This window comes from Mycobacterium sp. (assembly GCF_046330795.1).
GTDB lineage: Bacteria > Actinomycetota > Actinomycetes > Mycobacteriales > Mycobacteriaceae > Mycobacterium.
Genome location: NZ_JAXLSA010000001.1, coordinates 1,364,711 through 1,390,703, shown reverse-complemented (window position 1 = coordinate 1,390,703; position 25,993 = coordinate 1,364,711). Strand labels below are relative to the sequence as shown.

26 protein-coding genes are annotated in these 25,993 nt (G+C 69.8%); 21 read left to right on the top strand and 5 right to left on the bottom strand.

Features of this window, described 5'->3' with window-relative positions:
- The first annotated feature begins 11 nt into the window (after positions 1-11).
- From coaD to U0R18_RS06530, 12 genes are all read left to right on the top strand, one after another.
- Positions 12-485, top strand: a complete 474-nt coding sequence (gene coaD, locus U0R18_RS06585; protein ID WP_526367103.1) for a pantetheine-phosphate adenylyltransferase — start codon at positions 12-14, stop codon at positions 483-485.
- Between the two features lie 164 nt (positions 486-649).
- Complete coding sequence (sepIVA, locus tag U0R18_RS06580; RefSeq protein ID WP_526367101.1) at positions 650-1,387, top strand: cell division protein SepIVA; 738 nt, start codon at positions 650-652, stop codon at positions 1,385-1,387.
- A 63-nt stretch (positions 1,388-1,450) separates the two neighbouring features.
- Complete coding sequence (locus U0R18_RS06575) at positions 1,451-2,002, top strand: YceD family protein (protein WP_526367099.1); 552 nt, start codon at positions 1,451-1,453, stop codon at positions 2,000-2,002.
- Positions 1,999-2,736 (top strand): ribonuclease III, encoded by a 738-nt coding sequence (gene rnc / locus U0R18_RS06570; RefSeq protein WP_526367097.1) that lies wholly within the window; start codon positions 1,999-2,001, stop codon positions 2,734-2,736. Before U0R18_RS06575 ends, rnc begins: the two co-directional genes overlap by 4 nt.
- Positions 2,737-2,772: 36 nt before the next feature.
- A complete protein-coding gene (gene mutM / locus U0R18_RS06565; protein WP_526367095.1) occupies positions 2,773-3,687 on the top strand; it encodes a bifunctional DNA-formamidopyrimidine glycosylase/DNA-(apurinic or apyrimidinic site) lyase in 915 nt (304 codons plus the stop codon).
- 99 nt (positions 3,688-3,786) lie between these two features.
- Positions 3,787-4,197: an OsmC family protein gene (locus U0R18_RS06560; protein WP_526367093.1), complete on the top strand. Its 411-nt coding sequence runs from the start codon at positions 3,787-3,789 to the stop codon at positions 4,195-4,197.
- Complete coding sequence (locus U0R18_RS06555) at positions 4,197-4,478, top strand: acylphosphatase (protein ID WP_526367091.1); 282 nt, start codon at positions 4,197-4,199, stop codon at positions 4,476-4,478. The genes U0R18_RS06560 and U0R18_RS06555 overlap by 1 nt, the downstream gene beginning before the upstream one ends.
- A gap of 17 nt (positions 4,479-4,495) precedes the next feature.
- The gene (gene smc, locus U0R18_RS06550) at positions 4,496-8,086 is read left to right on the top strand and encodes a chromosome segregation protein SMC (protein WP_526367089.1); all 3,591 of its coding nucleotides are present in this window, start codon (positions 4,496-4,498) and stop codon (positions 8,084-8,086) included.
- A 104-nt stretch (positions 8,087-8,190) separates the two neighbouring features.
- Positions 8,191-9,471 (top strand): signal recognition particle-docking protein FtsY, encoded by a 1,281-nt coding sequence (ftsY, locus tag U0R18_RS06545; protein WP_526367087.1) that lies wholly within the window; start codon positions 8,191-8,193, stop codon positions 9,469-9,471.
- 242 nt (positions 9,472-9,713) lie between these two features.
- A complete protein-coding gene (locus U0R18_RS06540) occupies positions 9,714-11,087 on the top strand; it encodes an ammonium transporter (protein WP_526367085.1) in 1,374 nt (457 codons plus the stop codon).
- Between the two features lie 5 nt (positions 11,088-11,092).
- On the top strand, positions 11,093-11,431 hold the full coding sequence (locus tag U0R18_RS06535; RefSeq protein ID WP_526367083.1) for a P-II family nitrogen regulator: 339 nt from the start codon (positions 11,093-11,095) through the stop codon (positions 11,429-11,431).
- Between the two features lie 78 nt (positions 11,432-11,509).
- Positions 11,510-14,008: a [protein-PII] uridylyltransferase gene (locus tag U0R18_RS06530; RefSeq protein WP_526367081.1), complete on the top strand. Its 2,499-nt coding sequence runs from the start codon at positions 11,510-11,512 to the stop codon at positions 14,006-14,008.
- Positions 14,009-14,085: 77 nt separating this feature from the next.
- On the opposite strand, the gene U0R18_RS06525 is transcribed toward U0R18_RS06530, so the two are convergent.
- Positions 14,086-14,535, bottom strand: coding sequence for a hypothetical protein (locus U0R18_RS06525; protein WP_526367079.1), 450 nt, complete (start codon positions 14,533-14,535; stop codon positions 14,086-14,088).
- Positions 14,536-14,659: 124 nt separating this feature from the next.
- On the opposite strand from U0R18_RS06525, the gene ffh reads away from it, so the two are divergent.
- From ffh to U0R18_RS06510, 3 genes are read left to right on the top strand one after another with little or no spacing between them, the layout of a single operon-like run.
- Positions 14,660-16,219 carry a signal recognition particle protein gene (gene ffh / locus U0R18_RS06520; RefSeq protein WP_526367077.1) on the top strand — a complete coding sequence of 520 codons (1,560 nt, stop codon included), beginning with the start codon at positions 14,660-14,662 and terminating at the stop codon, positions 16,217-16,219.
- Positions 16,220-17,305, top strand: coding sequence for an amidohydrolase family protein (locus U0R18_RS06515; protein ID WP_526367075.1), 1,086 nt, complete (start codon positions 16,220-16,222; stop codon positions 17,303-17,305).
- Complete coding sequence (locus tag U0R18_RS06510) at positions 17,302-17,955, top strand: cyclase family protein (RefSeq protein ID WP_526367073.1); 654 nt, start codon at positions 17,302-17,304, stop codon at positions 17,953-17,955. Before U0R18_RS06515 ends, U0R18_RS06510 begins: the two co-directional genes overlap by 4 nt.
- A gap of 84 nt (positions 17,956-18,039) precedes the next feature.
- Here U0R18_RS06510 and U0R18_RS06505 read toward each other — a convergent pair whose 3' ends face one another.
- The 3 genes from U0R18_RS06505 to U0R18_RS06495 all read right to left on the bottom strand — a co-directional run bounded on the left by U0R18_RS06505 (position 18,040) and on the right by U0R18_RS06495 (position 21,618).
- Entirely contained in the window at positions 18,040-18,885 is an 846-nt protein-coding gene (locus U0R18_RS06505; RefSeq protein ID WP_526367481.1) for a D-alanyl-D-alanine carboxypeptidase family protein, read from the bottom strand.
- 70 nt (positions 18,886-18,955) lie between these two features.
- Complete coding sequence (locus U0R18_RS06500; RefSeq protein WP_526367071.1) at positions 18,956-19,825, bottom strand: D-alanyl-D-alanine carboxypeptidase family protein; 870 nt, start codon at positions 19,823-19,825, stop codon at positions 18,956-18,958.
- Positions 19,826-20,025: 200 nt separating this feature from the next.
- Entirely contained in the window at positions 20,026-21,618 is a 1,593-nt protein-coding gene (locus tag U0R18_RS06495; protein ID WP_526367069.1) for a diflavin oxidoreductase, read from the bottom strand.
- Between the two features lie 79 nt (positions 21,619-21,697).
- On the opposite strand from U0R18_RS06495, the gene U0R18_RS06490 reads away from it, so the two are divergent.
- The 5 genes from U0R18_RS06490 (at position 21,698) to trmD (ending at position 24,390) form a co-directional block, all read left to right on the top strand.
- Positions 21,698-22,135, top strand: a complete 438-nt coding sequence (locus U0R18_RS06490; RefSeq protein ID WP_526367067.1) for a nuclear transport factor 2 family protein — start codon at positions 21,698-21,700, stop codon at positions 22,133-22,135.
- A gap of 239 nt (positions 22,136-22,374) precedes the next feature.
- A complete protein-coding gene (gene rpsP / locus U0R18_RS06485) occupies positions 22,375-22,884 on the top strand; it encodes a 30S ribosomal protein S16 (RefSeq protein WP_526367065.1) in 510 nt (169 codons plus the stop codon).
- The gene (locus U0R18_RS06480; protein WP_056548932.1) at positions 22,881-23,123 is read left to right on the top strand and encodes an RNA-binding protein; all 243 of its coding nucleotides are present in this window, start codon (positions 22,881-22,883) and stop codon (positions 23,121-23,123) included. The genes rpsP and U0R18_RS06480 overlap by 4 nt, the downstream gene beginning before the upstream one ends.
- A 6-nt stretch (positions 23,124-23,129) precedes the next feature.
- Positions 23,130-23,669 carry a ribosome maturation factor RimM gene (gene rimM, locus U0R18_RS06475; RefSeq protein ID WP_526367063.1) on the top strand — a complete coding sequence of 180 codons (540 nt, stop codon included), beginning with the start codon at positions 23,130-23,132 and terminating at the stop codon, positions 23,667-23,669.
- A gap of 13 nt (positions 23,670-23,682) precedes the next feature.
- Positions 23,683-24,390: a tRNA (guanosine(37)-N1)-methyltransferase TrmD gene (gene trmD, locus U0R18_RS06470; protein ID WP_526367061.1), complete on the top strand. Its 708-nt coding sequence runs from the start codon at positions 23,683-23,685 to the stop codon at positions 24,388-24,390.
- Here the strand turns inward: trmD and U0R18_RS06465 are convergent.
- Entirely contained in the window at positions 24,387-25,334 is a 948-nt protein-coding gene (locus tag U0R18_RS06465) for a serine hydrolase (RefSeq protein ID WP_526367059.1), read from the bottom strand. The genes trmD and U0R18_RS06465 overlap by 4 nt on opposite strands.
- A 282-nt stretch (positions 25,335-25,616) precedes the next feature.
- On the opposite strand from U0R18_RS06465, the gene rplS reads away from it, so the two are divergent.
- Entirely contained in the window at positions 25,617-25,958 is a 342-nt protein-coding gene (rplS, locus tag U0R18_RS06460) for a 50S ribosomal protein L19 (RefSeq protein ID WP_526367479.1), read from the top strand.
- Positions 25,959-25,993: the final 35 nt, after the last annotated feature.

Sequence of the window (25,993 nt, the reverse complement as noted above, 5' to 3'; positions counted from 1 at the left end):
CGTCTGAGCCCATGAGCGGCGCCGTCTGTCCGGGGTCCTTCGACCCCGTCACCCTGGGACACATCGACGTTTTCGAGCGGGCCGCCGCGCAGTTCGACGAAGTGGTGGTCGCGGTGCTGGTCAACCCGAACAAGAAGGGGATGTTCAGCGCCGACGAACGCATCGAGATGATCGCGGAGTCCACGGCGCACCTGCCCAACCTGCGGGTCGAGTCCGGTCAGGGTCTGGTGGTCGACTTCGCCCGGGAGCGCGGCCTGTCGGCGATCGTCAAGGGTCTGCGCACCGGCACCGACTTCGAGTACGAGCTGCAGATGGCGCAGATGAACAAGCACGTCGCCGGCGTCGACACCTTCTTCGTGGCCACCACGCCGCAGTATTCGTTCGTGTCGTCGTCGCTGGCCAAGGAGGTCGCGACGTTCGGCGGCGACGTATCGGCGCTGCTGCCCGACGCGGTCAACCGGCGGTTGCGGGAAAAGCTCGCCTGAAACCTCGCCCAAACGTACGTCTCGGCACGAAAACACGGCGTGTCGTCGCCCAGACGTACGTTTCGGCGCTTTTTTGCGACACACCGGCGTCGCCAATCCAGTCACACGCGTAACACCAGGCACAATAGCCACAGTTGCTGTTCTGACCACGTGGAGGGTGCGCCGTGTATCGAGTTTTTGAAGCGCTCGACGAGCTGGGAGCCATCGTCGAAGAGGCCCGCGGCGTCCCGATGACCGCGGGCTGTGTGGTTCCGCGCGGTGACGTCCTGGAACTGATCGATGACATCAAGGACGCCATCCCCGGTGAGCTCGATGACGCCCAGGATGTGCTGGACGCGCGGGACGGAATGCTGCGCGACGCCAAGGCCCACGCCGACGGCATGGTCAGCTCTGCCACCACCGAGGCCGAATCCACCGTCGGGCACGCCCGCGCCGAGGCCGACCGGATGCTCTCGGAGGCCAAGTCGCACGCCGACCGGATGGTTGCCGAGGCTCGCGCGCACTGCGACCAGATGGTCGGGGAGGCCCGCGAGGAGGCCAACCGGCTCAGCTCGGCCGCCAAACGGGACTACGAGACGAGTGTCGGCCGGGCCAAGGCGGAAGCCGACCGCCTGGTCGAGAGCGGCAACATGAGCTACGAGAAGGCCGTCCAGGAGGGCATCAAGGAGCAGCAGCGGCTGGTGTCGCAGACCGAGGTGGTGGCCACGGCCAGCGCAGAGGCCACCCGGTTGGTCGACTCCGCCCACGCCGAGGCCGACCGGCTGCGCGGCGAATGCGACATCTACGTCGACAGCAAGCTCGCCGAATTCGAGGAATACCTCAACGGCACGCTGCGCTCGGTGGGCCGCGGTCGCCATCAGCTCCGCACGGCCGCCGGAACCCACGACTACGTTTCACGCTGACGCGGGGGTCACACCGACCGCACCTCGCGGTGCTGGTCAGCGGTATTGATTAGACTTGCCAACATGGCTGCCCGAAATCCGCTGGTAATCAGCGTCGCACGGCTGGGACGCCGGCCGGGCTCGATGACCGAGCTCCGCGACACGGTGCCCAGCCCCACGCGGATCGGCCTGGACCTCGAGGCGATCGAGGCCGGCGCGCCGCTGGATCTCGACCTGAGACTCGAGTCGGTCGCCGAGGGTGTTCTGGTGACGGGCACCGTCGAGGCACCGACGGTCGGTCAGTGTTCACGCTGCCTGGAGCCGTTCACCGGCAGCGTGTCCATTCCGCTGACCGAGCTGTTCGCCTATCCGGACAGCGCCACCGAGGCCACCACCGAGGAGGACGAGGTCGGCCACGTGGTCGACGACGCCGTCGATCTCGAGCAGGCCATCATCGACGCGGTCGGTCTCGAGCTGCCCCTCTCACCGCTGTGCCGGCCGGATTGCGCCGGATTGTGTCCGCAGTGCGGGGTGGTCCTGGCCACCGCCGAACCGGACCACCACCACGACATCGTCGATCCGCGCTGGGCCAAGCTCGCCGAGATGCTGCCCGAGAACAACGGCGAGGCCCGGTGACCGACGCCGGTCAGGATCCGGCCGCGGCCCGGCAGCCGCTGCTGGACGCGCTGGGCGTCATCCTTCCCGACGAGGTTCTGACCCTGGCGCTGACGCACCGCAGTTACGCCTACGAGCACGGTGGCCTGCCCACCAACGAGCGCCTGGAGTTTCTCGGCGACGCGGTGCTCGAGCTGACCGTCACCGTCGAACTGTTCCAGCGGCACCCTGACCGGCCCGAGGGGGATCTGGCCAAGTTGCGTGCCAGCGTGGTCAACACCCAGGCGCTGGCGGACGTCGCCCGCGGCCTGGCCGACGGGGGACTCGGCGAGTACCTGCTGCTGGGCCGTGGCGAACTGAACTCCGGCGGCCGCGACAAGGCCAGCATCCTGGCCGACGGGCTGGAGGCGCTGCTGGGTGCCATTTATCTCGAGCACGGCCTGGAAACCGCCCACGCGGCAATCCTGCGACTGTTCGGCGCGCTGCTCGACATCGCGCCCAGCCTGGGTGCCGGCCTGGATTGGAAGTCCAGCCTGCAGGAGTTGACCGCCGCCCGAAATCTCGGCGTGCCCAGCTACGTCGTCACCTCCACGGGGCCCGACCACGACAAGCAGTTCACCGCCACCGTCGTCGTCATGAACGCCGAGTACGGCACCGGCGTCGGCCGCACCAAGAAGGAAGCCGAACTCAAGGCGGCCTCGGCGGCGTGGACGGTCCTCGAGAGTGCCGCCGGGTCGACGGTGCCGCCGCGCTAGGCGGCGGAGGAGCGAAGCGATAGGGATGAACCGCTAGTGCCCGAACTGCCCGAGGTCGAGGTGGTGCGCCGCGGCCTGCAGCGCCACCTCGCCGGACGAACCATCACGGCGGTCCGGGTGCACCACCCGCGCGCGGTGCGCCGGCACGAGGCCGGTGCCGGCGACCTGACGGCCCGCCTATTGGGGGCCGCGATCACCGGCACGGGCCGGCGCGGCAAATATCTGTGGCTGACCCTGGACAGCGGCGGTGCCCGTAGCGCCGGGCCTCGTGCTCGCGGAACCACACCGCTCGCCGAACCCGGCGGGGGCGAGGCGCTCGTCGTGCACCTGGGCATGAGCGGTCAGATGCTGTTGGGACCGGTGGCGCGCACCGAGCACGTGCGCATCGCCGCGCTGCTCGACGACGGCACTGCGCTCAGCTTCGTCGACCAGCGCACGTTCGGCGGCTGGATGCTCACCGATCTCGTGGACGACGGCTCCGGGGCCGAGGTGCCGGTCCCCGTCGCGCACATCGCCCGCGATCCGCTGGACCCGGGGTTCGACCGCGACGCCGTGGTTAATGTGTTGCGGCACAAGCATTCCGAGATCAAACGTCAATTGCTGGATCAGACCGTGGTGTCGGGGATCGGCAACATCTACGCCGACGAGTCGCTGTGGCGCGCGAAGGTCAACGGCGCCCGGCTGGCCGAGAAGCTGAGCCGGCCCAAGCTCGCCGAGCTGCTCGACCACGCCGCCGACGTGATGCGCGAGGCGCTGGCGCAGGGCGGCACGTCGTTCGACTCGCTGTATGTCAACGTCAATGGCGAGTCCGGCTACTTCGACCGGTCCCTGGACGCCTACGGCCGCGATGGGTTGCCGTGCCGGCGTTGCGGGGCCGTCATGCGCCGGGAGAAGTTCATGAACCGCTCGTCGTTCTACTGCCCGCGCTGCCAACCGCGCCCGCGAGCCTGACGTGGGGTTGAAATACTCCGCGAGCGTCCGCTTTTGTACTCGACACACCGGGCGGTTGTGTACAGACACGGCCGCTCGCCGGAATTTGAGGAGTTGCAGATGACCGAACTGTGGGTCGAGCGCACCGGCACCCGCCGCTATACCGGGCGCAGCTCGCGCGGGGCCGAGGTGCTGGTGGGCTCCGAGGACGTCGACGGCGTCTTCACGCCCGGCGAGCTGATGAAGATCGCCCTGGCCGCCTGCAGCGGGATGTCCAGCGACCAGCCGCTGGCGCGCCGCCTCGGCGACGACTACACCGCGACCATCGACGTCACCGGTGCCGCCGACCGCGACAACGAGGTGTACCCGGAGCTGTCGGAAACCCTGCACATCGACCTGTCCGGCATGTCGGCCGAGGAGGCCGAGCGGGTGCGCACCGTCGTGCAGCGCGCCGTCGACGCGGTGTGCACGGTGGGTCGCACGCTGAGAGCGGGCACCCGCGTCGGCTTCGACATCGACGACAACCGCTGATGACGGAGCCTGCGGTGCGCCTCACCGCCTGGGTGCACGGCTACGTCCAGGGCGTCGGGTTCCGGTGGTGGACCCGGTCCCGCGCACTCGAACTCGGCCTGACCGGATACGCCAAGAATCAGGACGACGGACGCGTGCTCGTCGTCGCCCAGGGCGCGCGCCCGGACTGCGAGGCCCTGCTGGATCTGCTGCGCGGCCCGGACACCCCGGGCCGGGTCGACAAGGTGATTTCCGACTGGTCGGACAACCCCGAGCCGATCCAGGGTTTCCGCGAACGTTAGCGGTACTCTGGCACGCCATGCACCTCAAGAGTCTGACGCTGAAGGGCTTCAAGTCCTTCGCATCGCCGACGACTCTGCGCTTCGAGCCGGGCATCACCGCGGTGGTGGGCCCCAACGGCTCCGGCAAGTCCAACGTGGTCGACGCCCTGGCGTGGGTGATGGGCGAACAGGGCGCCAAGACGCTGCGCGGCGGCAAGATGGAGGACGTCATCTTCGCCGGCACGTCGAGCCGCGCTCCGCTGGGCCGCGCCGAGGTGACTGTCACGATCGACAACTCCGACAACGCGCTGCCCATCGAATACTCCGAGGTGTCGATCACCCGCCGGATGTTCCGCGACGGCGCCGGCGAATACGAGATCAACGGCGCCAGTTGCCGTTTGATGGATGTGCAGGAACTGCTGAGCGACTCCGGCATCGGCCGCGAGATGCACGTCATCGTCGGGCAGGGTCGGCTCTCGCAGATCCTGGAATCCCGCCCGGAGGACCGCCGCGCGTTCATCGAGGAGGCGGCCGGCGTCCTCAAGCACCGCAAGCGCAAGGAGAAGGCGGTCCGCAAGCTCGATGCGATGGCCGCCAACCTGGCCCGGCTGACCGACCTGACCACCGAACTGCGCCGGCAGCTCAAACCGCTGGGCCGCCAGGCCGAGATGGCGCGCCGGGCGCAGACCATCCAGGCCGATCTGCGCGACGCCCGCCTGCGGTTGGCGGCCGACGACCTGGTGACGCGGCAGGCCGAGTTCGACGGCGTCGGCGGGACGGAAGCCGCGCTGCGCAAGGAACACGACGAAGCGGTGGCCGCGCTGGAGGCGGCGTCGGCCGAACTCGCCGCGCACGAGTCGGCCGTGGCGCAGCTGTCCGAGCGGGCCGAACGGGCCCAGCAGAGCTGGTTCGCGCTGTCGGCGCTGGCCGAGCGGGTCAGCGCCACCGTGCGCATCGCCAGCGACCGGGCCCAGCTGCTGGAGACGGACTCGGCGGCCACCGCGTCGACGGGCCCGGATCCCGACGACCTGGACCGGCAGGCCGAGGAGGTCGCGGCGGCCGAGCAGGTCCTGCTGGGCGAATTGACCCAGGCGCGGACCCGGCTCGAGGTCGCCCGGGCCGAACTGGGTGAGGCCGAACAGGTGGCCGCCGACGCCGAGCGCGCGCACATGGCCGCCGTGCGGGCCGAGGCCGACCGCCGCGAGGGGCTGGCGCGGCTGGCCGGTCAGGTCGAGACCATGCGGGCGCGCGTCGAGTCGATCGACGAACGCGTCGGCCGGCTCACCAACGGGATCGAGGAAGCCGCCGCGCGCGCGCAGCACGCGCAGGCCGAGTTCGAGACCGTGCAGAGTCACGTCGGCGAACTGGACGAGAGTGAGGTCGGCCTCGACGATCACCATGACCGGACGGTGGCCGCACTGCGATTGGCCGACGAGCGGGTGGCCGAACTGCAGGCCGCCGAGCGCGGCGCCGAACGCGAGGTCGCCTCGCTGCGGGCCCGCATCGACGCGCTGGCGGTCGGGCTCGAGCGCAAGGACGGCGCCGCCTGGCTGATCGAAAACCGGAGCAACACAGGACTTTTCGGGTCGATAGCGAAGCTGGTCAAGGTCGATGCCGGATACGAGACGGCCCTGGCGACTGTTCTCGGCTCGGCCGCCGACGCGGTGGCGGCCGAGAACTTCAGCGCCGCCAGCGCCGCGGTGACGGCGCTCAAGGAAGCCGACGGCGGGCGGGCGGCCATCATGCTGGGGGACTGGCCGGTCGACGACCCGCGCTCCGGTGCCCCGGCGCCGGCGGGGACCCGCTGGGCGCTGGATCTCGTCGAGGCGCCCGATCGGCTGCGCGGCGCGCTGGCCGCGCTGCTGGGTCACGTCGTGGTGGTCGACGACCTGTCGCACGCGCTGCAGGTCGTCTCCGGCAACCCCCGGCTGCGGGCGGTCACCATCGACGGCGACCTGGTGGGCCAGGGCTGGGTCAACGGCGGCTCGGACCGCAAGCCCAGCACACTCGAGATCACGTCGGCGATCGAGCGGGCCCGTGCCGAGCTCGTCGCCGCCGAGGCGCGCGGGGGTGAGCTGTCCGCGGCGCTGGCCGGTGCCACGCTCGAGCAGGCCGACCGGCAGGACGCCGCCGAGCAGGCGCTGGCGGCCCTCAACGAGTCGGACGCGGCGATCTCCCGCATCTACGAGACCCTGGGCCGGCTGGGCCAGGATGCTCGCACCGCGGACGAGGAATGGCGCCGCCAGACCACCCAGCGCGACGAACTCGAGGCCAGCCGTCAGCAGACCGTCACCGAGCTGTCCGAGCTCGAGACCCGGCTGCGCAACGCGCAGGAGACCCCGGCGCCCGGCGCCGACGAGCCCGTGGACCGAGAGCGGTTCGCGGCCGCGGCCGAGGCGGCCCGCAGCGCCGAGGTGGAGGCCCGGCTGGCGGTGCGCACCGCCGAGGAACGCGCCAATGCCGTTCGGGGACGGGCTGATTCACTGCGCCGGGCGGCCGCTGCCGAACGGGAGGCACGGGCGCGGGCGGCCCGGGCCCGGGTGGCCCGCGAGCATGCCGCCGCCGTCGCCGCCGCCGTGGCCGAGTCCGGCCGTCAGGTTGCCGAGAAGCTGGCCGCCGCCGTCGCCGTGGCATCCCGCACCCGCGACGGGCTGGCCACCGAACGTCAGCAGCGCGCCACCGCATTGACCGGCGCGCGGGAGCGTGTCGACCACCTGAACTCCCGCATCAGCGCGCTGACCGATTCGCTGCACCGCGACGAGGTCGCCAAGGCTCAGGCCGCGATGCGCATCGAGCAGCTCGAACAGCAGGTGCTCGAGCAATTCGGCATGGCTCATGCGGATCTGGTGGCCGAATACGGCCCGGACGTGGCGCTGCCGCCCACCGAGCTCGAGATCGCCGAGTACGAACAGGCCAAGGAGCGCGGCGAGCAGGTCAGTGCGCCGGCGCCGATGCCGTTCGACCGGCCGACCCAGGAACGCCGGGCCAAACGCGCCGAACGCGAGCTCGCCGAACTGGGCCGGGTCAATCCGCTGGCGCTCGAGGAGTTCGCCGCCCTCGAGGAGCGCTACAACTTCCTCTCCACGCAGCTCGAGGACGTCAAGGCCGCCCGCAAGGACCTGCTCGACGTCGTCGACGAGGTCGATGCCCGCATCCTGCAGGTGTTCACCGAGGCCTACACCGACGTCGAGCGTGAGTTCACCCAGGTGTTCGCATCGCTGTTCCCGGGCGGTGAGGGCCGGCTGCTGCTGACCGATCCGTCCGACATGCTGACCACCGGTGTGGAGGTCGAGGCCCGCCCGCCCGGCAAGAAGGTCAAGCGGCTGTCCCTGCTCTCCGGCGGCGAGAAGTCGCTGACCGCGGTCGCGATGCTGGTGGCCATCTTCCGGGCCCGGCCGTCGCCGTTCTACATCATGGACGAGGTCGAGGCCGCCCTCGACGATGTCAACCTGCAGCGCCTGCTCGGCCTGTTCGAACAGCTGCGGGAGCGTTCGCAGCTGATCGTGATCACCCATCAGAAGCCCACCATGGAGATCGCCGACGCGCTCTACGGCGTCACGATGCAGGGCGACGGGATCACGCAGGTGATCTCGCAGAAGATGCGCGGCCAGGAACTCGTCAGCACGTAATAGCACTGCGCCGAGCGTCCGCCCTTGTACATCTGCTGCCGGCGTGTCGCGTACCGACGCGGCCGCTCGCGGGAAATGGGTGGGCCTTTGGAACAATGGCCGACGTGAGCCCCGAAGTCCTCTGGATCGTCATCGCCGTCATCGCCGTCCTGATCATCACGGCGCTGGTCGTCGGCCTCGTGCGGCACCGGCGCGGCCGGATCAGCCTGGCCAGCCCGCCGGCCGCGGACCAGACCCGGGAGATCGACCGCTCGGGCGGCTACACCGCGTCCTCGGGCATCACGTTCAGCCAGGCAGTTCGGGCCGATGCGGAACCGGCACCGCCGAGCGTGGGCGACGACGCGACCGTTCCGCGGGATGCCCCGAAGCGGCCCATCGCCGACGTGCGGCTGCCCGAACCGGTCATTGAGGCCGCACCCGAGGTCCCGGCACCGGCGGTCGAAGCTCCTGCGATCGATACGATCGCGCCGACGGCCGGCCGCCTCGAGCGGCTGCGCGGGCGGCTGGCCAAATCACAGAATGCGTTGGGCCGCAGCGTATTAGGACTGATCGGTGGCGGCGACCTCGACGAGGATTCCTGGGAGGAGGTCGAGGACACCCTGCTGATCGCCGACCTGGGCCCGACGGTCACCGCCGGGGTGCTCACGCATCTGCGCGCGGCGCTGGCGGCCAGCGCGGTCCGCACCGACGCCGACGCCCGCGCCGTGCTGCGCGAGGCGCTGATCAACGAACTGCATCCGGAATTCGACCGGTCCATCAAGGCGCTGCCGCACGCCGACAAGCCGTCGGTGCTGCTGGTGGTGGGCGTCAACGGCACCGGCAAGACCACCACCGTCGGCAAGCTGGCCCGCGTGCTGGTGGCCGACGGTCGCCGGGTGGTGCTCGGCGCCGCCGACACCTTCCGTGCCGCGGCGGCCGATCAACTGCAGGCGTGGGCCTCCCGGGTGGGCGCCGACGTGGTGCGGGGCGCCGAGGGCGCCGATCCGGCGTCCGTCGCCTACGACGCCGTCGACAAGGGGATCGAAGCCGGCGCGGACGTCGTCGTCATCGACACGGCCGGCCGGCTGCACACCAAGACCGGTCTGATGGACGAACTCGGCAAGGTCAAGCGGGTGGTGTCCAAGCGGGCCGAGGTCGACGAGGTGCTGCTGGTGCTCGACGCCACCATCGGCCAGAACGGGCTGGCGCAGGCCAAGGTGTTCAGCGAGGTCGTCGACATCACCGGCGTGGTGCTGACCAAGCTGGACGGCACGGCCAAGGGCGGCATCGTGTTCCGGGTCCAGGAGGACCTCGGGGTGCCCGTGAAGCTGGTCGGACTGGGGGAGGGCCCCGATGATCTGGCGCCCTTCGAGCCGGGGGCCTTCGTCGACGCGCTGCTCGGTTGAGTCGCCACGGCCCGCGAGCGCTCGACCACGGACGAATTTGACCCCGCAGAACGTACGTAGCTGAGCCCGCACGCGGAGATGCGCCGGCAAAAGCCCACGATGTAACGCCGGCGAAACGCAGACGGGCTATCCGTTCACATGCGCGAAACACCGGTGCTCTGTCGCTGAAACATCCACTGCGCATTGTCCTTTCCTAGGTCAACGGTGTCTGACCGTGGCATGGGCGAAGGAGGATGTAGGGAGTGGACGGTTTTCCAACGATGGGTGTGCCGGATACCGGCGACACCGCGTGGATGCTGGCAAGCGCCGCGCTCGTTCTGTTGATGACGCCGGGTCTGGCGTTCTTCTACGGCGGTATGGTGCGCGCCAAGGGTGTGCTCAACATGATCATGATGAGCATCAGCGCGATGGGCGTCGTGACGGTGCTGTGGGTGCTGTACGGCTACTCGATGGCCTTCGGCAACGACGTCAGCAACCTCTTCGGCGACCCCACGCAGTTCTTCGGGCTCAAGGGTCTGATCGGCGGTAACGCGACGGCCGCGGTGGTGGCCGATCCGACCGCCGGTGTCGAGGCCGCCGACGCCGTCAACATCCCGTTGGTGGGCACGCTGCCGGCAACGGTCTTCGTGGCATTCCAGCTGATGTTCGCGATCATCACCGTGGCCCTGATCTCCGGCGCCGTTGCTGACCGCGTCAAGTTCAGCGGCTGGCTGCTGTTCACCGCCCTGTGGATCACCGTGGTCTACTTCCCCGTCGCTCACTGGGTGTTCTCGTTCGACGGCGTCACCGCCGAGTACGGCGGCTGGATCGCCAACAAGCTCAAGGCCGTCGACTTCGCCGGTGGCACCGCGGTGCACATCAACGCCGGTACCGCCGGTCTGGTTCTGGCCCTCATCCTGGGCAAGCGGCACGGCTGGCCGGGCACCCCGATGCGTCCGCACAACCTGCCCTTCGTGATGCTCGGTGCCGGTCTGCTGTGGTTCGGCTGGTACGGCTTCAACGCCGGATCCGCCACCAGCTCAGGTGGTCTGGCCGGTTCGACGTTCGTGACCACCACGGTGGCCACCGCGGCCGCGATGCTGGGCTGGCTCCTGACGGAGCGCATCCGGGACGGGCATGCCACCTCCCTGGGTGCGGCCTCGGGCATCGTCGCCGGCCTGGTGGCGATCACGCCGTCGTGCTCCTCGGTGAATGTCGTTGGCGCACTGGTGATCGGTGTGGTTGCCGGTATCCTCTGCGCGCTGGCAGTCGGGCTGAAGTTCAAGTTCGGCTACGACGACTCGCTCGACGTCGTCGGTGTCCACCTGGTGGGTGGCATCATCGGAACGTTGCTGGTCGGCCTGGTGGCCGCACCGGAGGCCGGCGCCGGTGTGGCGGGCCTGTTCTACGGCGGTGGCTGGGACCAACTGTGGCGACAGGCCGTTGGCGCGGGCGGGGTTCTGCTCTATTCGGCCATCGGCACCGCTATCTTGGCGTTGATCGTGAAATACACGGTCGGGCTGCGACTGGACCGGGAGGACGAGGCGTCCGGTATCGATGAATCCGAGCACGCGGAGTCGGCGTATGACTTCGCCACGGCGGGTACGGGTTCGGTCATCGGACGTTCGGAGGTATGAGGGAAATGAAACTGATCACTGCGATCGTCAAGCCGTTCACGCTCGAAGACGTCAAGACCGGTCTCGAGCAGGCAGGCATCCTGGGGATGACCGTCAGCGAGGTGCAGGGCTACGGGCGTCAGAAGGGCCACACCGAGGTGTACCGGGGTGCGGAATACTCGGTGGACTTCGTCCCGAAGGTGCGCGTCGAGGTCGTGGTCGACGACGCCGCCGTGGACAAGGTGGTGGACGTCATCGTCCAGGCCGCCCGTACCGGCAAGATCGGCGACGGCAAGGTGTGGGTGAGTCCCGTCGACACCGTGGTGCGCGTGCGTACCGGTGAGCGTGGGACCGACGCCCTTTGATACAGGACAACTTCTGATCCCGTCTCCCCGGTTCCTGGGTTCCGGTGGACAACAAGGCAACCGACAAGGGGAGACGACATGACGAAGACACCAGACCCCGCCACCGGAGCCTCCTCAGGGGAGGTTCCGGTGGCGGGCTCGTCTGGTCGCATCCCCACCAAACCGGCCGACGATCTGTCGACCGCCGTGCGCCAGCTGCTCAACGGCAGCCTGCGCCAACTGGATTCGGCCGGCCTGCGGGATGCGCTGCGTGACCTCTACGAGTTCTGGCTCACCACCAAGGCCGCCGAGATCGGTGTCACGTCGACCAGTGGATTCGCCATCGTCGCGACCGGAGGTCTGGGCCGCGGCGAACTCGCCCCGTACTCGGACCTCGACCTGACCCTGGTGCACGACGACATGCCGGCCGACGTCGTCGCAGGGGTGGCCGAGTCACTGTGGTATCCGTTGTGGGACGCCAACATTCGGCTCGACCACAGTGTGCGCACCGTGCCCGAGGCGCTGACCGTGGCCAACGAGGACATCTCGGCCGGCCTGGCGATGCTCGAGGCCCGGCACATCGCCGGTGACGCCGAGCTGTCCGGGCTGCTGATCGGCGGCGCGCGCCGGCAGTGGCGGACCGGTATCGCGTCCCGGTTCGACGCTCTGGTGGCCGAGACGGAAGCACGATGGCAGCGCAGCGGCCAGATCGCCCATCGTGCCGAACCGGATCTCAAGAGCGGCCGCGGCGGACTGCGCGACGTCCAGCTGCTCAACGCGCTCGCCATCGCGCAGCTCGCCGACGTCTACCCGAGTCAGTCGCTGGCCTCGCCCACCGGCTCGCTGGGGGGTGCGCACCTGGCCCTGCTGAACGTGCGGACCGAACTGCACCGGGTCTCCGCCCGCGGCCGCGACCAGTTGTTGGCCCAGTTCGCCGACGAGATCGGGGCCGCACTGCGCATCGGCGACCGGTTCGATCTGGCCCGGGTGCTCTCCGATGCGGCGCGAACCATCAGCTATTACGTGGACGCGGGTTTGCGCACTGCGGGAAATGCATTGCCGCGCAAAGGTTTGTCTGCGTTGCGCCGACCGGCGCGGCGGCCGCTGGACGAGGGTGTGCTGGAGTTCAACGGCGAGGTCATCCTGGCCCGCGACGCCCGGCCGGAGCGCGACCCGGGCCTGATCCTGCGGGTGGCGGCGGCCTCGGCCACCACCGGCCTGCCGATGTCGGCCGCCACGCTGAGCAGGCTGGCGGCCTCGGCGCCGGAGCTGCGCACGCCGTGGCCGCGGCAGGCGCTCAAGGATCTGCTGGTGATGCTCGCGGCCGGGGCCACCGCGGTGTCCACGGTGGAGGCACTGGACCGCACCGGGCTGTGGGGCCGGCTCTTCCCGGAATGGGGCGCGGTGCGCGACCTGCCCCCGCGCGACGTGGTGCACATCTGGACCGTCGACCGTCATCTCATCGAAACCGTCTCGCGCGCAGCAACTTTCACCACCCGGGTGGCGCGGCCGGATCTGCTGCTGCTGGGCGCGCTGTGTCACGACATCGGCAAGGGCCGCGGCGGCGACCACAGCGTCATCGGCGCCGAGCTGGCGGTGCAGATCGGCACCCGGCTGGGGCTGTGGCCCTCGGATGTGGAACTGCTCTCCTCGATCGTGCGCTACCACCTGCTGCTCCCGGACACCGCGACCCGCAAGGATCTGCAGGACCCCGCCACCATCGCGAGCGTCGTCGCCACCCTCGACGGAGACTCGGTCCTGCTGGAACTGCTGCAGGTACTGGCCGAGGCGGATTCGCTGGCCACCGGCCCCGGGGTGTGGGGCGACTGGAAGGCCTCGCTGATCGGGGACCTGGTCCGGCGGTGCCGGCTGCTGATGGCCGGCGAGTCGCTGCCGCACGCCGATCCGGTGGACCCGCGGCTGCTCGAACTGGCCGCCCAGCAGGACGGCGTGCACGTCGAACTGGTTCCCGGCGACGGGTCCTACATCTACAACGTCACGATGACCGGCCCGGACCGGCGGGGCGCGCTGTCGCGGGCCGCCGGGGTGATGGCGCTCAACTCGCTGCGGGTGCACTCGGCATCGGTCAACAGCTACGAGGGTTCGGCGATCGACACGTTCGTGGTCTCACCGCACTTCGGTTCGCCGCCGCCGGCCGAACTGCTGCGCCAGCAGTTGATCCTGGCGCTTGCCGGCGAACTGGACGTGATGGGCACGCTCGAACAACGTGACCACGACGCGGCCACCGCCAAGGGCCGCGCCGGGGACATTCCGGACGCGGTGCCGATCAATCGGGTGTCGGCACCCCCGCGCATCATCTGGCACGAGGGGCCGGTTCCCGATCAGCTGGTGGTGGAGATCCGGGCGATGGACCGGCCGGGTCTGCTGGCCCGCCTGACCGGGGCGTTCGAGCGGGCCGGGGTCGACATCTCCTGGGCGAAGGTCACCACGCTGGGTTCGACGGTGGTGGACGCGTTCGGCATCGTGGTACCGGCGCTGTCCCAGGCCGACATCCGGGAGTCGCTCGAGCGTGATCTGTTCGCGGTGCTGCCGACCCCGCCGCCGGCCAAACCCGCCGACGCCGAAGTGGCGGGCTGAAGCCGCGCCGAGTCAGCGTCTTGTGCGAGGCCCACTCGAACGACGTCGCGGTGAGGGCTGACTCGATGCGAGAAAGGTCACCAGGGCGCGTATGCCCAGCCCAGGTAACGCGCTCCGGGGGACGGATTCCAGGTCCGGAGCACCTGGACGGTCGGTCCGCCGCCGCCCACGCCGCCGGACACGAAGGTCCCGTCCCCGTGCGCGATGTCGACGTGGCCGGCGCCGCGGTCCCACGAACTCTCCGAGAACACCAGGGCGCCCCGCGGCGGGTCGGGCGTCATGTTGATCTTGTTCTGGGCGGCCAGCGCGTCGTGGAACAGCTTGGCGGTCTCGTAGCCGATGCCGGGGACGCCGAAGGCCGCCGCCACGAATACGCCGCAGCCGAAGTCGCCGCCGAAGTCGGACCCGACCATGCTGTCGGCTCGGGCGAGAGCGGCGTCGGCCTTGGCCGACGGGTCCGGGGCGGGCGGTGGGGCAGCCGACGTCGGGGTGGCGAACAGCAGCGCCGGGACTGCTGCCGCGCTCACAGCTGCCGAAGTGATGCGCCGACGCCCCATATCGCCCCCTGCCAGGTTGAGCTGCTTCTGGTCGAGTATTCGGCAGGCGGGTGACGGGCGTTACCGGATCGCACCGACCCATTAGGCTGGCCTTGTGTTTGAATCCCTCTCCGACCGGTTGACCGGAGCGCTGTCGGGTCTGCGCGGCAAGGGCCGGCTGACCGACGCGGATATCGATGCCACCGCCCGGGAGATCCGCCTGGCGCTGCTCGAGGCCGACGTGTCGCTGCCAGTGGTGCGGAACTTCATCGGCCGCATCAAGGAGCGCGCCAAGGGCGCCGAGGTGTCCGGCGCGCTGAACCCGGCCCAGCAGGTCGTCAAGATCGTCAACGAGGAACTCGTCGCGATCCTCGGCGGTCAGACCCGGCAGCTGCAGTTCGCCAAGAATCCGCCGACGGTCATCATGCTGGCCGGCCTGCAGGGCGCCGGTAAGACCACCCTGGCCGGCAAGCTGGCCAAATGGTTGAAGGGGCAGGGCCACACCCCGCTGCTGGTCGCCTGCGATCTGCAGCGCCCGGGCGCCGTCGACCAGCTGAAGATCGTCGGCGAGCGCGCCGGCGTCGTCACCTTCGCCCCCCACCCGGGTACCTCGGCGCAATCCGCGGACACCGGCGGTGCGGGGGCCGGAGACCCGGTTGCGGTGGCCGCGGCCGGCCTCGAGCACGCGAAGTCGCACATGTTCGACGTCGTCATCGTCGACACCGCGGGCCGGCTGGGTATCGACGACGTCCTGATGGCGCAGGCGGCGGCCATCCGCGACGCGGTCCGCCCCGACGAGACGTTCTTCGTGCTGGACGCGATGATCGGTCAGGACGCCGTCGCCACCGCCGAGGCCTTCGGCGCCGGTGTCGGGTTCACCGGCGTGGTGCTGACCAAGCTGGACGGCGACGCCCGCGGCGGCGCCGCGCTGTCGGTCCGCGAGATCACCGGCGTCCCCATCATGTTCGCGTCCACCGGGGAGAAGCTCGAGGACTTCGACGTCTTCCACCCGGACCGGATGGCGTCGCGAATCCTGGGCATGGGCGATGTGCTGAGCCTCATCGAGCAGGCCGAGCAGGTCTTCGACCAGCAGAAGGCCGAGGAGGCCGCCGCCAAGATCGGCTCCGGCGAGCTGACCCTGGAGGATTTCCTCGAGCAGATGCTGGCCATCCGCAAGATGGGGCCGATCGGCAACCTGCTCGGCATGCTGCCCGGTGCGGGACAGATGAAGGACGCGCTGGCCGCCGTCGACGACAGTCACCTCGACCGGGTGCAGGCCATCATCCGCGGCATGACGCCGCAGGAGCGCGCCGACCCCAAGATCATCAACGCCTCCCGTCGGCTGCGGATCGCCAACGGGTCCGGCGTCTCGGTGTCTGAGGTGAACCAGCTGGTCGATCGGTTCTTCGAAGCCCGGAAGATGATGTCGCAGATGGCCGGTAGCTTCGGCTTCCCCGGCGCGCGGAAGTCGTCGAAGAACCGCAAGAAGAACGCCAAGGGCAAGGGCAAGAAGGGTGGCCGGGGGCCGACGCCGCCGAAGGCGCGTAACCCGTTGGTCGCCGGGATGCCCGGTGGCTTCCCCGACCTGTCCCAGATGCCACCCGGTCTCGATGAATTGCCGCCCGGACTGGCCGATTTCGACCTGTCCAAGCTGAAGTTCCCGGGCCAGAAGTAGGTGTGCGGCCCGCTGCACATCCGGGGCACGGTCCTGCCGGACGGCGAGCCCGCGGACTGGTGGGTGCGCGACGGACTGTTGTCGGCCGAGCCGATCGCGGATGCGACGACGGTGTTCGGTGCCGACGGGTATGACGGCTGGATCATCCCCGGTCTGGTCGACGCGCACTGTCATGTCGGTCTGGGGGTGCACGGCGCCACGTCGCTCGACGAGGCGGTCGAACAGGCCGAGACCGAGCGGGCCGCCGGCGCGCTGCTGCTGCGCGATGCCGGTTCCCCGGTGGACACCCGCAGCCTCGACGACCGCGAAGACCTGCCGCGCATCATCCGGGCCGGCCGGCACATCGCTCGTCCCAAGCGGTACAGCCCCGGGCTGCCCATCGACATCGAGGACGAATCGCAGCTGCCCGACGTGGTCGCCGAGCAGGCCCGGTTCGGCGACGGCTGGGTCAAGCTGGTCGGCGACTGGATCGACCGCGCGGTGGGGGACCTGGCCCCGCTGTGGTCGGACGACGTGCTCACCGCCGCCATCGAGGCCGCGCACGCCAACGGCGCCCGGGTGACCGCCCACGTGTTCGGCGAGGACGCGCTGCCCGGTCTGATCAACGCCGGCATCGACTGCATCGAGCACGGCACCGGACTGACCGACGACACCATCGCGATGATGGCCGCCCGTGGCACCGCCCTGGTACCCACCCTGATCAACATCGACAATTTTCCCGGAATCGCCGATGCCGCAACGAAATACCCCACCTACGCCAAGCACATGCGCGACCTCTATGCGTCGTGCCGGGCCCGGGTCGGTGCCGCGCGGGAGGCCGGGGTGGCCATCTACGCGGGCACCGACGCCGGCAGCATGGTGGCCCACGGCCGGATCGCCGACGAGGTGCAGGCGCTGCACGGCGTCGGGATGAGTCCGCACGACGCGCTGGGCGCAGCATCGTGGGATGCGCGGAACTGGTTGGGCCGCAGTGGGATCGAACACGGCGCCCGCGCAGACCTGTTGTGCTTCCGGTCCGATCCGCGCCGACCCGGAGTGTTGAACCATCCCGATCTGGTGATCCTGGCAGGAGTGGTGTACCCGTGACCGTTGTTGATCTGAGCCACCGCATCCGGGCCGGGCTGAACACCTATCCGGGGCTGCCCGCGCCCGTCATCACACCGCATCTGACCCGGGCGCAGTCGCGGGAGAAGTACGCGCCGGGAACCGAATTCGCGATGGACGTCATCACGATGATCGGGAACACCGGCACCTATCTCGATTCGCCGTTCCACCGCTACGCCGACGGCGCCGACCTGGCCGGACTGGATCTGGCCACCCTGGTCGGGCTGCCGGCCGAGGTGTTCGACCTGGACTCGACCGAACGCGGTATCGATGTGGCCGCGCTGGCCGGCCGCGATCTGCAGGGTACGGCGGTCCTGTTGCACACCGGCTGGGACCGGCACTTCGGGTCGGCCGAATACGGTTCGGGCGCACCGTATTTGACCGCTCAGGGGGCGCAGTACCTGATCGACGCCGGTGCCGTACTGGTCGGCATCGACTCGGTCAACATCGACGACACCGAGTCCGGCGGTGAGCGCCCCGCCCACACACTGCTGCTCGGCGCCGGCGTGCACGTCGTGGAGCACCTGACCAACCTGGGTGCCCTGCCATCGTCGGGGGCGCGGTTCACCGCCGCGCCGCCGGCCATCGAGGGCTTCGGGACGTTCCCGGTGCGGGCCTTCGCCGATCTGTGAGCGCGTATTCGCGCCGAGTGTGGGGCTCATGGTTGGCGGAATCAAGATTTGCGTGCGTGAGGCCCACGCTCGGCGCAGAGCGGCTCAACGCGGCTGGGCGAAACCCCAGTCCAGCAGGCCCACGGCCTGATCCCATAGCGGACCGTCGCCCTTCATCAGCACCGCCACCAACCGCCGGCCGTCGCGCTGGGCCACGGTGACGAAGGTGTCTCCGGCCAGATCGGTGTAGCCGGTCTTGCCGGCCAGATCGCCGGGATAGCGCGCCAGCAGCTTGTTCTGTGCGGTAAGCGTCTTGTAGCCGCCGCGGTCGGGGAACTGGGCCGAGGGCTGCCGGAAGATCTGGGCGATGATCGGGTAACTCAACGCGGCCCGGTAGATCAACGCGAGGTCGTGCGGGCTGGTCAGGGTTTCCCAGCCCGGGCCGTCCAGGCCGGACGGCGACATCGCCCGGGTGCGCCGGGCGCCCAGGCTGGCGGCCTTCGCCGTCATCCGGGCGATGGCCGCGCGGTAGCCGCCGAGCATGTCACCCAACAGATTCGCGGCGTCGTTCCCCGACACCATCAACAGCCCGTCGAGCAGCTGCCGGGCGGTGTACACCTGCCCCGGAACCAGTCCCACACAAGAACATTCGACCTGGGTGTGCGCCGTAGTGGCGCGCACCGCGGCGTTCGGCGCGAGGTTGTCGAGCACCACCATGGCCAGTAGCGCCTTGATGGTGCTCGCCGGCGCGTGCACGCCGTAGGGGTCCTTGCCGGCCAGGATCTTTCCGCTGTCGATGTCTGCCACCAGCCAGGCCTGCGCCGGTCCCTCTGGCGCGGTGACCGCGGCGGCAGGCCCGACGACGGGTTCGGCGGCAACGGACGGGCACAGCGACAGTGGCACCGCCGCCACGACAAGCGTCGTCGCCGCGATCGTCAACGCACGTCGCAGGGCCACGAGCGACGACAGTAGGCGGCCGGCGTCTACTCCAGGACGCGCTGAGATCTCGAACGGGTTGCGGCTACAGCGCGCCGACGCTGGAGCTGCGATCCAGGGCGAACCCCCAGTCGAGCAGGCTGGCGGCCTGATCCCAGTAGCTGGGCCCGCCCTCGTGGACCAACCCGTACATCATCGCGACCACCAGGCGCCGCCCGTTGCGCTCGGCCGCGCCGACGAACGTCTTGCGGGCCAGGTCGGTGTAGCCGGTCTTGCCGCCGAGGAAGCCGGGATAGCGGTGCAGCATCTCGTCCTGGTTGACCAGCACCTTGTCGCCGGTCTTGGTGGGGAACACCGCCGACGGTTGGCTGGTGATCTGGGCGAACACCGGATAGCTCATGGCGTTGCGGAAGATGACGGCCAGATCGTGCGGCGTACTCCACATCGCCATGCCGGGTGCGTCGATACCCGATGGGCTGCCGGTGTTGGTGCCGTAGGCGCCCAGCAGGGCGGCCTTGGCGTTCATCTTGGCCACGGCTTCGTCGGCGCCGCCGACCATCCGGGCCAGGGTGTTGGCCGCGTCGTTGCCGGACACCAGCAGCAGCCCCTCGAGCAGTTGGCGGGCGGTGTAGGTGACTCCGGGGGCCACCCCGGCGCAGTTGCATTCCACGTGGGTGTCCGCCTCGGTGGCGACGATGGTCGAATCCAGCGGCACCTCGTCCAGGATCACCTGCGCCAGAAGGGTTTTGATCGTGCTGGCCGGCGGCGACGGAGCGTCCTCGTTGCGGCCGGCCAGGACCTGGCCCGTGTCCATGTCGGCAATGATCCACGATGCCGCCGGCCCGCCGGGGATCGGGGCCGAACCGGCCGGCTGCACGTCGAGGGGATCGGCCATCGCCACTGGGGCGGCGACCAGGGACAGCAGGACGGCAAGGCAGGTCAGAATCCGGCGCATGGCCTCCGAGCCTAACCCGCCGCCGGGTTCGGCGAGCGGTGTAGTTCCGCGAGCAGGAGGCCCGGCGGCGAGGGCACCGCCGGGTTCGGCGAGCGGTGTAGTTCCGCGAGCAGGAGGCCCGGCGGCGAGGGCACCGCCGGGTTCGGCGAGCGGTGTAGTTCCGCGAGCAGGAGGCCCGGCGGAAACGAAACCGGTGGCGATCAGTACACATCGCGCAGGTAGCGATGCGCCTTGATGAGCTCGTTGACGTAGGAGTGCGCGGCGGCCGCATCCATGCCGCCCGCCCCGGCCACGATCTCGTGCAGTGCGACGTCGACGTCCTTGGCCATGGCCTCGGCGTCCCCGCACACGTAGAGGTGCGCGCCACGCTGCAACCAGTCGAACAGTTCGGCGCCGTTCTCCTTCATGCGTTGCTGCACATAGACTTTCGGGCTGTCGGTCTCCCGGGAGAAGGCCAGGTCCAGGCGCGTCAGGACGCCGGACTCTGCGAACGCGGTGAGCTCCGGGCCGTACAGGAAGTCGGTGGCGCGCCGACGGTCGTCGAAGAACAACCAGGACTGCCCGGTGGCGCTCTGCGCCTGCCGTTCCCGCAGGAATGCCCGGAACGGGGCGATTCCGGTGCCCGGGCCGACCATGATGATGGGGACGTCGGGCGCCGGCAGCCGGAAGCCGTGATTGGGCCGCGGATGCACCCGCACCGAGGCGCACCGGTCGGCCAGGAAGGTCGAGGCCACGCCCCCGCGCAGGCGGCCGCGGGCGGTGTGCCGCACGGTGGCGACGGTCAGGTGGACCCGCCGCCCGTCGACCAGCGGGCTCGACGCGATCGAGTAGTCGCGGAACTGCAGCGGCCGCAGCGCCTCCACCACCTCGTCGACACCCAGGTCGGCGAGCTCGAGCAGGTCCAGCACATCGTGGTCGCCGGCGCCGAGGATCTGCGCCGCCCCGGGCCCGCCGGCGCGGGCCGCCACCAGGTCGACGAGGTCGCGCGACGGGGTCCGGATCTCCAACTGGTCGGCCAGCAGCTCGCCGAGGGGCTGCTCATGACCGTCGAGAATGTAATCGGCCGCGACGCCCAGGCGCGCCAGCACCGCCGCCACCAGCTCCGGATCGTTGACGGGATGAACCGCGATCGAGTCCCCGGCGGCGTAGTCGATCCCGGAGTCGCCCAGGTCGATCTCGACGTGCCGGACCTCCTTGTCGGATTCCGGCGCGGTCAGCAGGCGATTGACCGTGACCCGGGCTTCGAACGGGTGGTTGCGGTCCCACGGGGCCGCGCGGACCGTCGTTGCCGGCGCGGGCACCGGTGCGGTTCGGGTGCCCGTCGACGCCGCCTCGAGCAGCTTGATCACGTCGGCGCTCCAGGCGGCCGCGTCCTTCTCGTAGTAGCAGTCGCAGTCCACCCGGTCGGCGATGCGGGTCGCCCCGAGGGCCTGCAGGCGCTCGTCGAGGTCGCGGCCGGCCTGGCAGAACAGGGGATAGGACTGATCGCCGAGTGCCAGCACCGCGAACGACAGGTGGTCGAGCCGGGCGGCGCCCTCGGCGCTGAGTTCCTCCCAGAACACGGTGCCGTTGTCGGGGAATTCGCCGTCGCCGAAGGTCGAGGACACCGCGACGAAGTGCGTCGCGGCCTGCAGATCGGCCAACGGGATGTCGTTGAGCTCGGTCTCGGCGACGTCGACAGCGAGGATTCCGCGTTCCTTGCAGGCGTCGGCCAGCTGCATCGCGATGTACTCGGCGGCGCCCATATCGCTGGCGTAGCCCACGATCAGCGAGAACTCCGGACGGTCCTGCACACCCACCCCACTCGGTCGCTTAGTAGTTAGGGTGACCTTACTTGCGACGCGGGTGGATGTGCGGCCTACCTTTCACGGTGTGCTGAGCCTGCAGGAGATATCCGACCGGCTGGAGATCCAGCAACTGCTCGTCGACTATTCGACCGCGCTCGACCAGCGCCGGTTCGACGACCTCGATGCGGTGTTCACCCCGGATGCCTACATCGACTACCGCGTCACGGGCGGCATCGACGGGCACTATCCCGAGGTCAAGAGGTGGCTCGCCGACGTGCTACCGAACTTCCCGGCCTACTCGCACATGCTGGGCAATGTCGACATCCGCTTCTCCGCCGACGCCGACAATGCGTCCGTGCGCACCATCTGCTTCAACCCGATGGTGTTCAAGGCCGCGGAGGGCGACAAGCCGAGCCAGATCCTGTTCGTCGGTATCTGGTACGTCGACGAACTGATCCGGACCGCCGACGGCTGGCGGATGACCCGGCGCGTCGAGGAGAAGTGCTTCGACAAGCTCCTCTGAGTCATCTGACGGCGGTCAGTCTGCGGTCAGAGCGAAGAATCGGACGGGCGGTCGCTCCCAGCGCAGTCTCGGCGGGGTTGGCGGGATTTTTGTCCGGCCTGGCGGTTCTGGCAGAATCAGCGGCTGTCTGTCGCGCGACTCCGGCCGTGCGCGGTCACACACGTGAGGCAAAACCGGATCCGGGCCACCTGCCCGGCATCGCTGAATTGCAGCGTGGCAACCACAGGAGACGTTTCATCATGGCTGTCAAGATCAAGCTCACCCGGCTTGGCAAGATCCGCAATCCCCAGTACCGCATCGCCGTCGCCGACGCGCGCACCCGCCGCGATGGTCGCGCCATCGAGGTCATCGGCCGCTACCACCCCAAGGAAGAGCCGAGCCTGATCGAGATCGATTCGGAGCGCGCGCAGTACTGGCTCGGTGTCGGCGCCCAGCCCACCGAACCCGTTCTGGCGCTGCTGAAGATCACCGGCGACTGGCAGAAGTTCAAGGGCCTGCCGGGAGCCGAGGGCACCCTGAAGGTCAAGGAGCCGAAGCCGTCCAAGCTGGACCTGTTCAACGCCGCTCTGGCCAGCGCCGATGGCGCTCCCAGCGGTGAGGCCACCCAGCTGAAGAAGAAGAAGGCGCCCGCGAAGAAGGTCGAGGAGGCCGCCGACGAGGCTCCTGCCGCTGAAGAGGCGCCGGCTGTCGAAGCCGAGGCCCCGGCTGCTGAAGCCTCGGCCGCCGAAGCCGAGACGCCTGCCGAATGAGCACCGTCGTCGTCGACGCCGTCGAGCATCTGGTTCGCGGAATCGTCGACAACCCTGACGACGTCCGCGTCGATCTGGTGACCAACCGCCGTGGCCGCACCGTCGAGGTGCACGTCCACCCCGACGACCTGGGCAAGGTGATCGGTCGCGGTGGTCGCACCGCGACCGCCCTGCGCACCCTGGTCGCCGGCATCGGCGGTCGCGGCATCCGTGTCGACGTGGTGGACACCGACCAGTAGCCGCTCGTGGAGCTGGTCGTCGGGCGCGTGGCCAAGGCGCACGGCATCACCGGCGAGGTGGTCGTCGATGTTCGGACAGACGACCCGGAAATCCGCTTCGCCCGCGGTAACACTTTGCGGGCCAAGGGATTCCGTGGTCGGCCGGACGGCAGTTACACCATCGAGTCGGCCCGCGCGCACGGCGGGCGGCTGCTGGTGCGACTGGCCGGCGTCAACGACCGCGACAGCGCCGATGCCCTGCGCGGGACCCTGTTCGTGGTCGACTCCGGCGAACTGCCGCCCATTACCGAACCCGACGAGTACTACGACCATCAGCTCGAAGGACTGCGGGTCCGCACGGTTGGCGGCGCCGACGTCGGCGTCGTGGCCGAGGTGTTGCACACCGCGGCGGGGGAGCTGCTGAGTGTGACGCGGCCCGACGGCACCGAGGTGCTGGTTCCGTTCGTGACCGCGATCGTGCCGACGGTTGCAGTGTCTGACCGGCCCGGGGCGGGCTATATCGAGATCGACCCGCCCGACGGCCTGCTGAACCTGGACGAGCTGTGACGGGCAGCAGTCGATGAGGATCGACATTGTCACGATCTTCCCGGCGTATCTCGAGCCGCTGCGGGAGTCGCTGCCGGGCAAGGCCATTCAGTCCGGCCTGGTGGAGCTCGGCGTCCACGACCTACGGAACTGGACGCAGGATGTGCATCGATCGGTCGACGACGCACCGTACGGTGGCGGCCCGGGAATGGTGATGCGCGCCCCGATCTGGGGGCAGGCGCTCGACGAAATCTGTTCGGAGCGTTCGCTGCTGGTGATTCCGACACCGGCCGGCCGGTTGTTCGACCAGGCCACCGCGGCACGCTGGAGCGGCGAGGAGCACCTGGTGTTCGCCTGCGGCCGCTACGAGGGCATCGATCAGCGGGTGGCCGAGGACGCGGCGCGCCGGATGCGGGTCGAGGAGGTCTCGATCGGCGACTATGTGCTCAACGGCGGCGAGGCGGCCACCCTGGTGATGGTCGAGGCGGTGCTGCGGCTGTTGCCCAATGTGCTGGGCAATCCTGCTTCACACCAACAGGATTCGCACGCGTCGTCGCTCGGCGGAATGCTGGAGAGCCCCAGCTACACCCGGCCGCCGAGCTGGCGCGGGCTGGACGTGCCCGACGTCCTGCTCTCCGGTGACCATGCCCGGGTGGCGGCATGGCGACGCGCGGAATCGTTGCGCCGCACGCGCGAGCGCCGTCCGGATCTGCTCGATGACCTGCCGGACACCGACGCCTAGATCCGACCGCCGGGGAACATCGTCTTCACCGCGTCGGTGATGGTGGCGCGGGCATCGTCCGCGTCGGCGGCCTGCATCGAACTGATCGCCATCACGTAGCGGCGATCCATCCCGATCACCCCGGTCGACAGGTGCATCCAGTCGGCGCCGATGCAGCACATCCAGCCCTGCTTGACGGCGACGGGCTCGGCGTAGAGGCCTTCGGGGATGCCGAACCGCTGCGGGTACACCCCACCGGGCACCATTCCATCGGGCGCGGTGGGCGTCGACTGCGCCAGGTCGCCCACGATGATGTTGGCCTGCTCGGGCGGCAGTCCGCCGGCACCGGACAGCAGCATGTCGTAGTAGTGCACCAGGTCGGTGACCGTGCTGATGGTGTTGTACCAGCGGCCGTTTCCGGGGGTACGGGTGGCGGTCAGCCCGTAGCGGCCCACCACCCGGGTGATGATCGCGGAGCCGCCGCTGCGGTTCCAGAACGTCTCGGCGGCGCTGTCGTCCGAGGAACGCAGCATCAGGTCGAGCAGCTGCTGGTCTGCCGGTGTCAGTTCGGTCTGGCCCTTGGCCACCTGCAACAACAGATCGTCGGCGATGAACAGCTTCACCACCGACGCAATGGCGATGGTGCCGTCGCGCCCGTTGGTGACCAACTCGCCGGTGTCGCGGTCGAGCACCGCGACGTTGATGTCGGCCCCGGCGCGGGACGCGTCGGCCGTCGCCTGCTGGGCGCGGGCCGGCAAGCCGTCGAAGGCGGGGAGCATGCTGGGCGGCGCGGCCGGCGTGTTGTCGGCCGGCGCCCCCGGCAGCAGCGCGTGAACGTCGGAACCGGTGGGGCCCACCGGCGGAGCGCCGTAGACCTTGGCCTCGCACCCGGCGAGGCTGCCCAGCAGGGCCACGCAACCAACCGCCGCGACCGCCCGGGTCAGCGGGAACGGGCGGCGTGGCATGGGGCTCCTTCAGGGGCGCGTGCGGGGGATTGCTGGATAGGGTAATCGGCGGCGGTGCCAATCGCGCACTTCGCGAGCGGGCGTGTGCCGGACGCCGATCCGGCGGTCGCGATTTCGCTGCGTGCCCGTCATCTGGCACAATTGAGCAGTTGTCCGCGCCGGGCCGCTCACGCGCCGCCGCCGGGCGAACAACCCGCAAGCCCCAACCATCGGCTCGATGGGTCGGCCGCGCTCGTTCCCGAGCCGCCGCCCTTGGGCCGCGACCGCAAGGAAGAGTCACCGATGAACACGCTGGACTTCGTCGACCAGGCGTCGCTTCGCGACGACATCCCGGCTTTCGGCCCCGGCGACACCGTGAACGTGCACGTGAAGGTCATCGAGGGCAGCAAGGAGCGCATCCAGGTCTTCAAGGGTGTCGTCCTCCGGCGCCAGGGTGGCGGTGTGCGCGAGACCTTCACCGTCCGCAAGGAGAGCTACGGCGTGGGCGTGGAGCGCACGTTCCCCGTGCACTCGCCCAATGTCGACCACATCGAGGTCGTGACCCGCGGTGACGTGCGCCGCGCCAAGCTGTACTACCTGCGCGAACTGCGTGGCAAGAAGGCCAAGATCAAAGAGAAGCGCTGAACGCGCCCAGGGCGGCGCGCCCGGGCGCTGAGCTC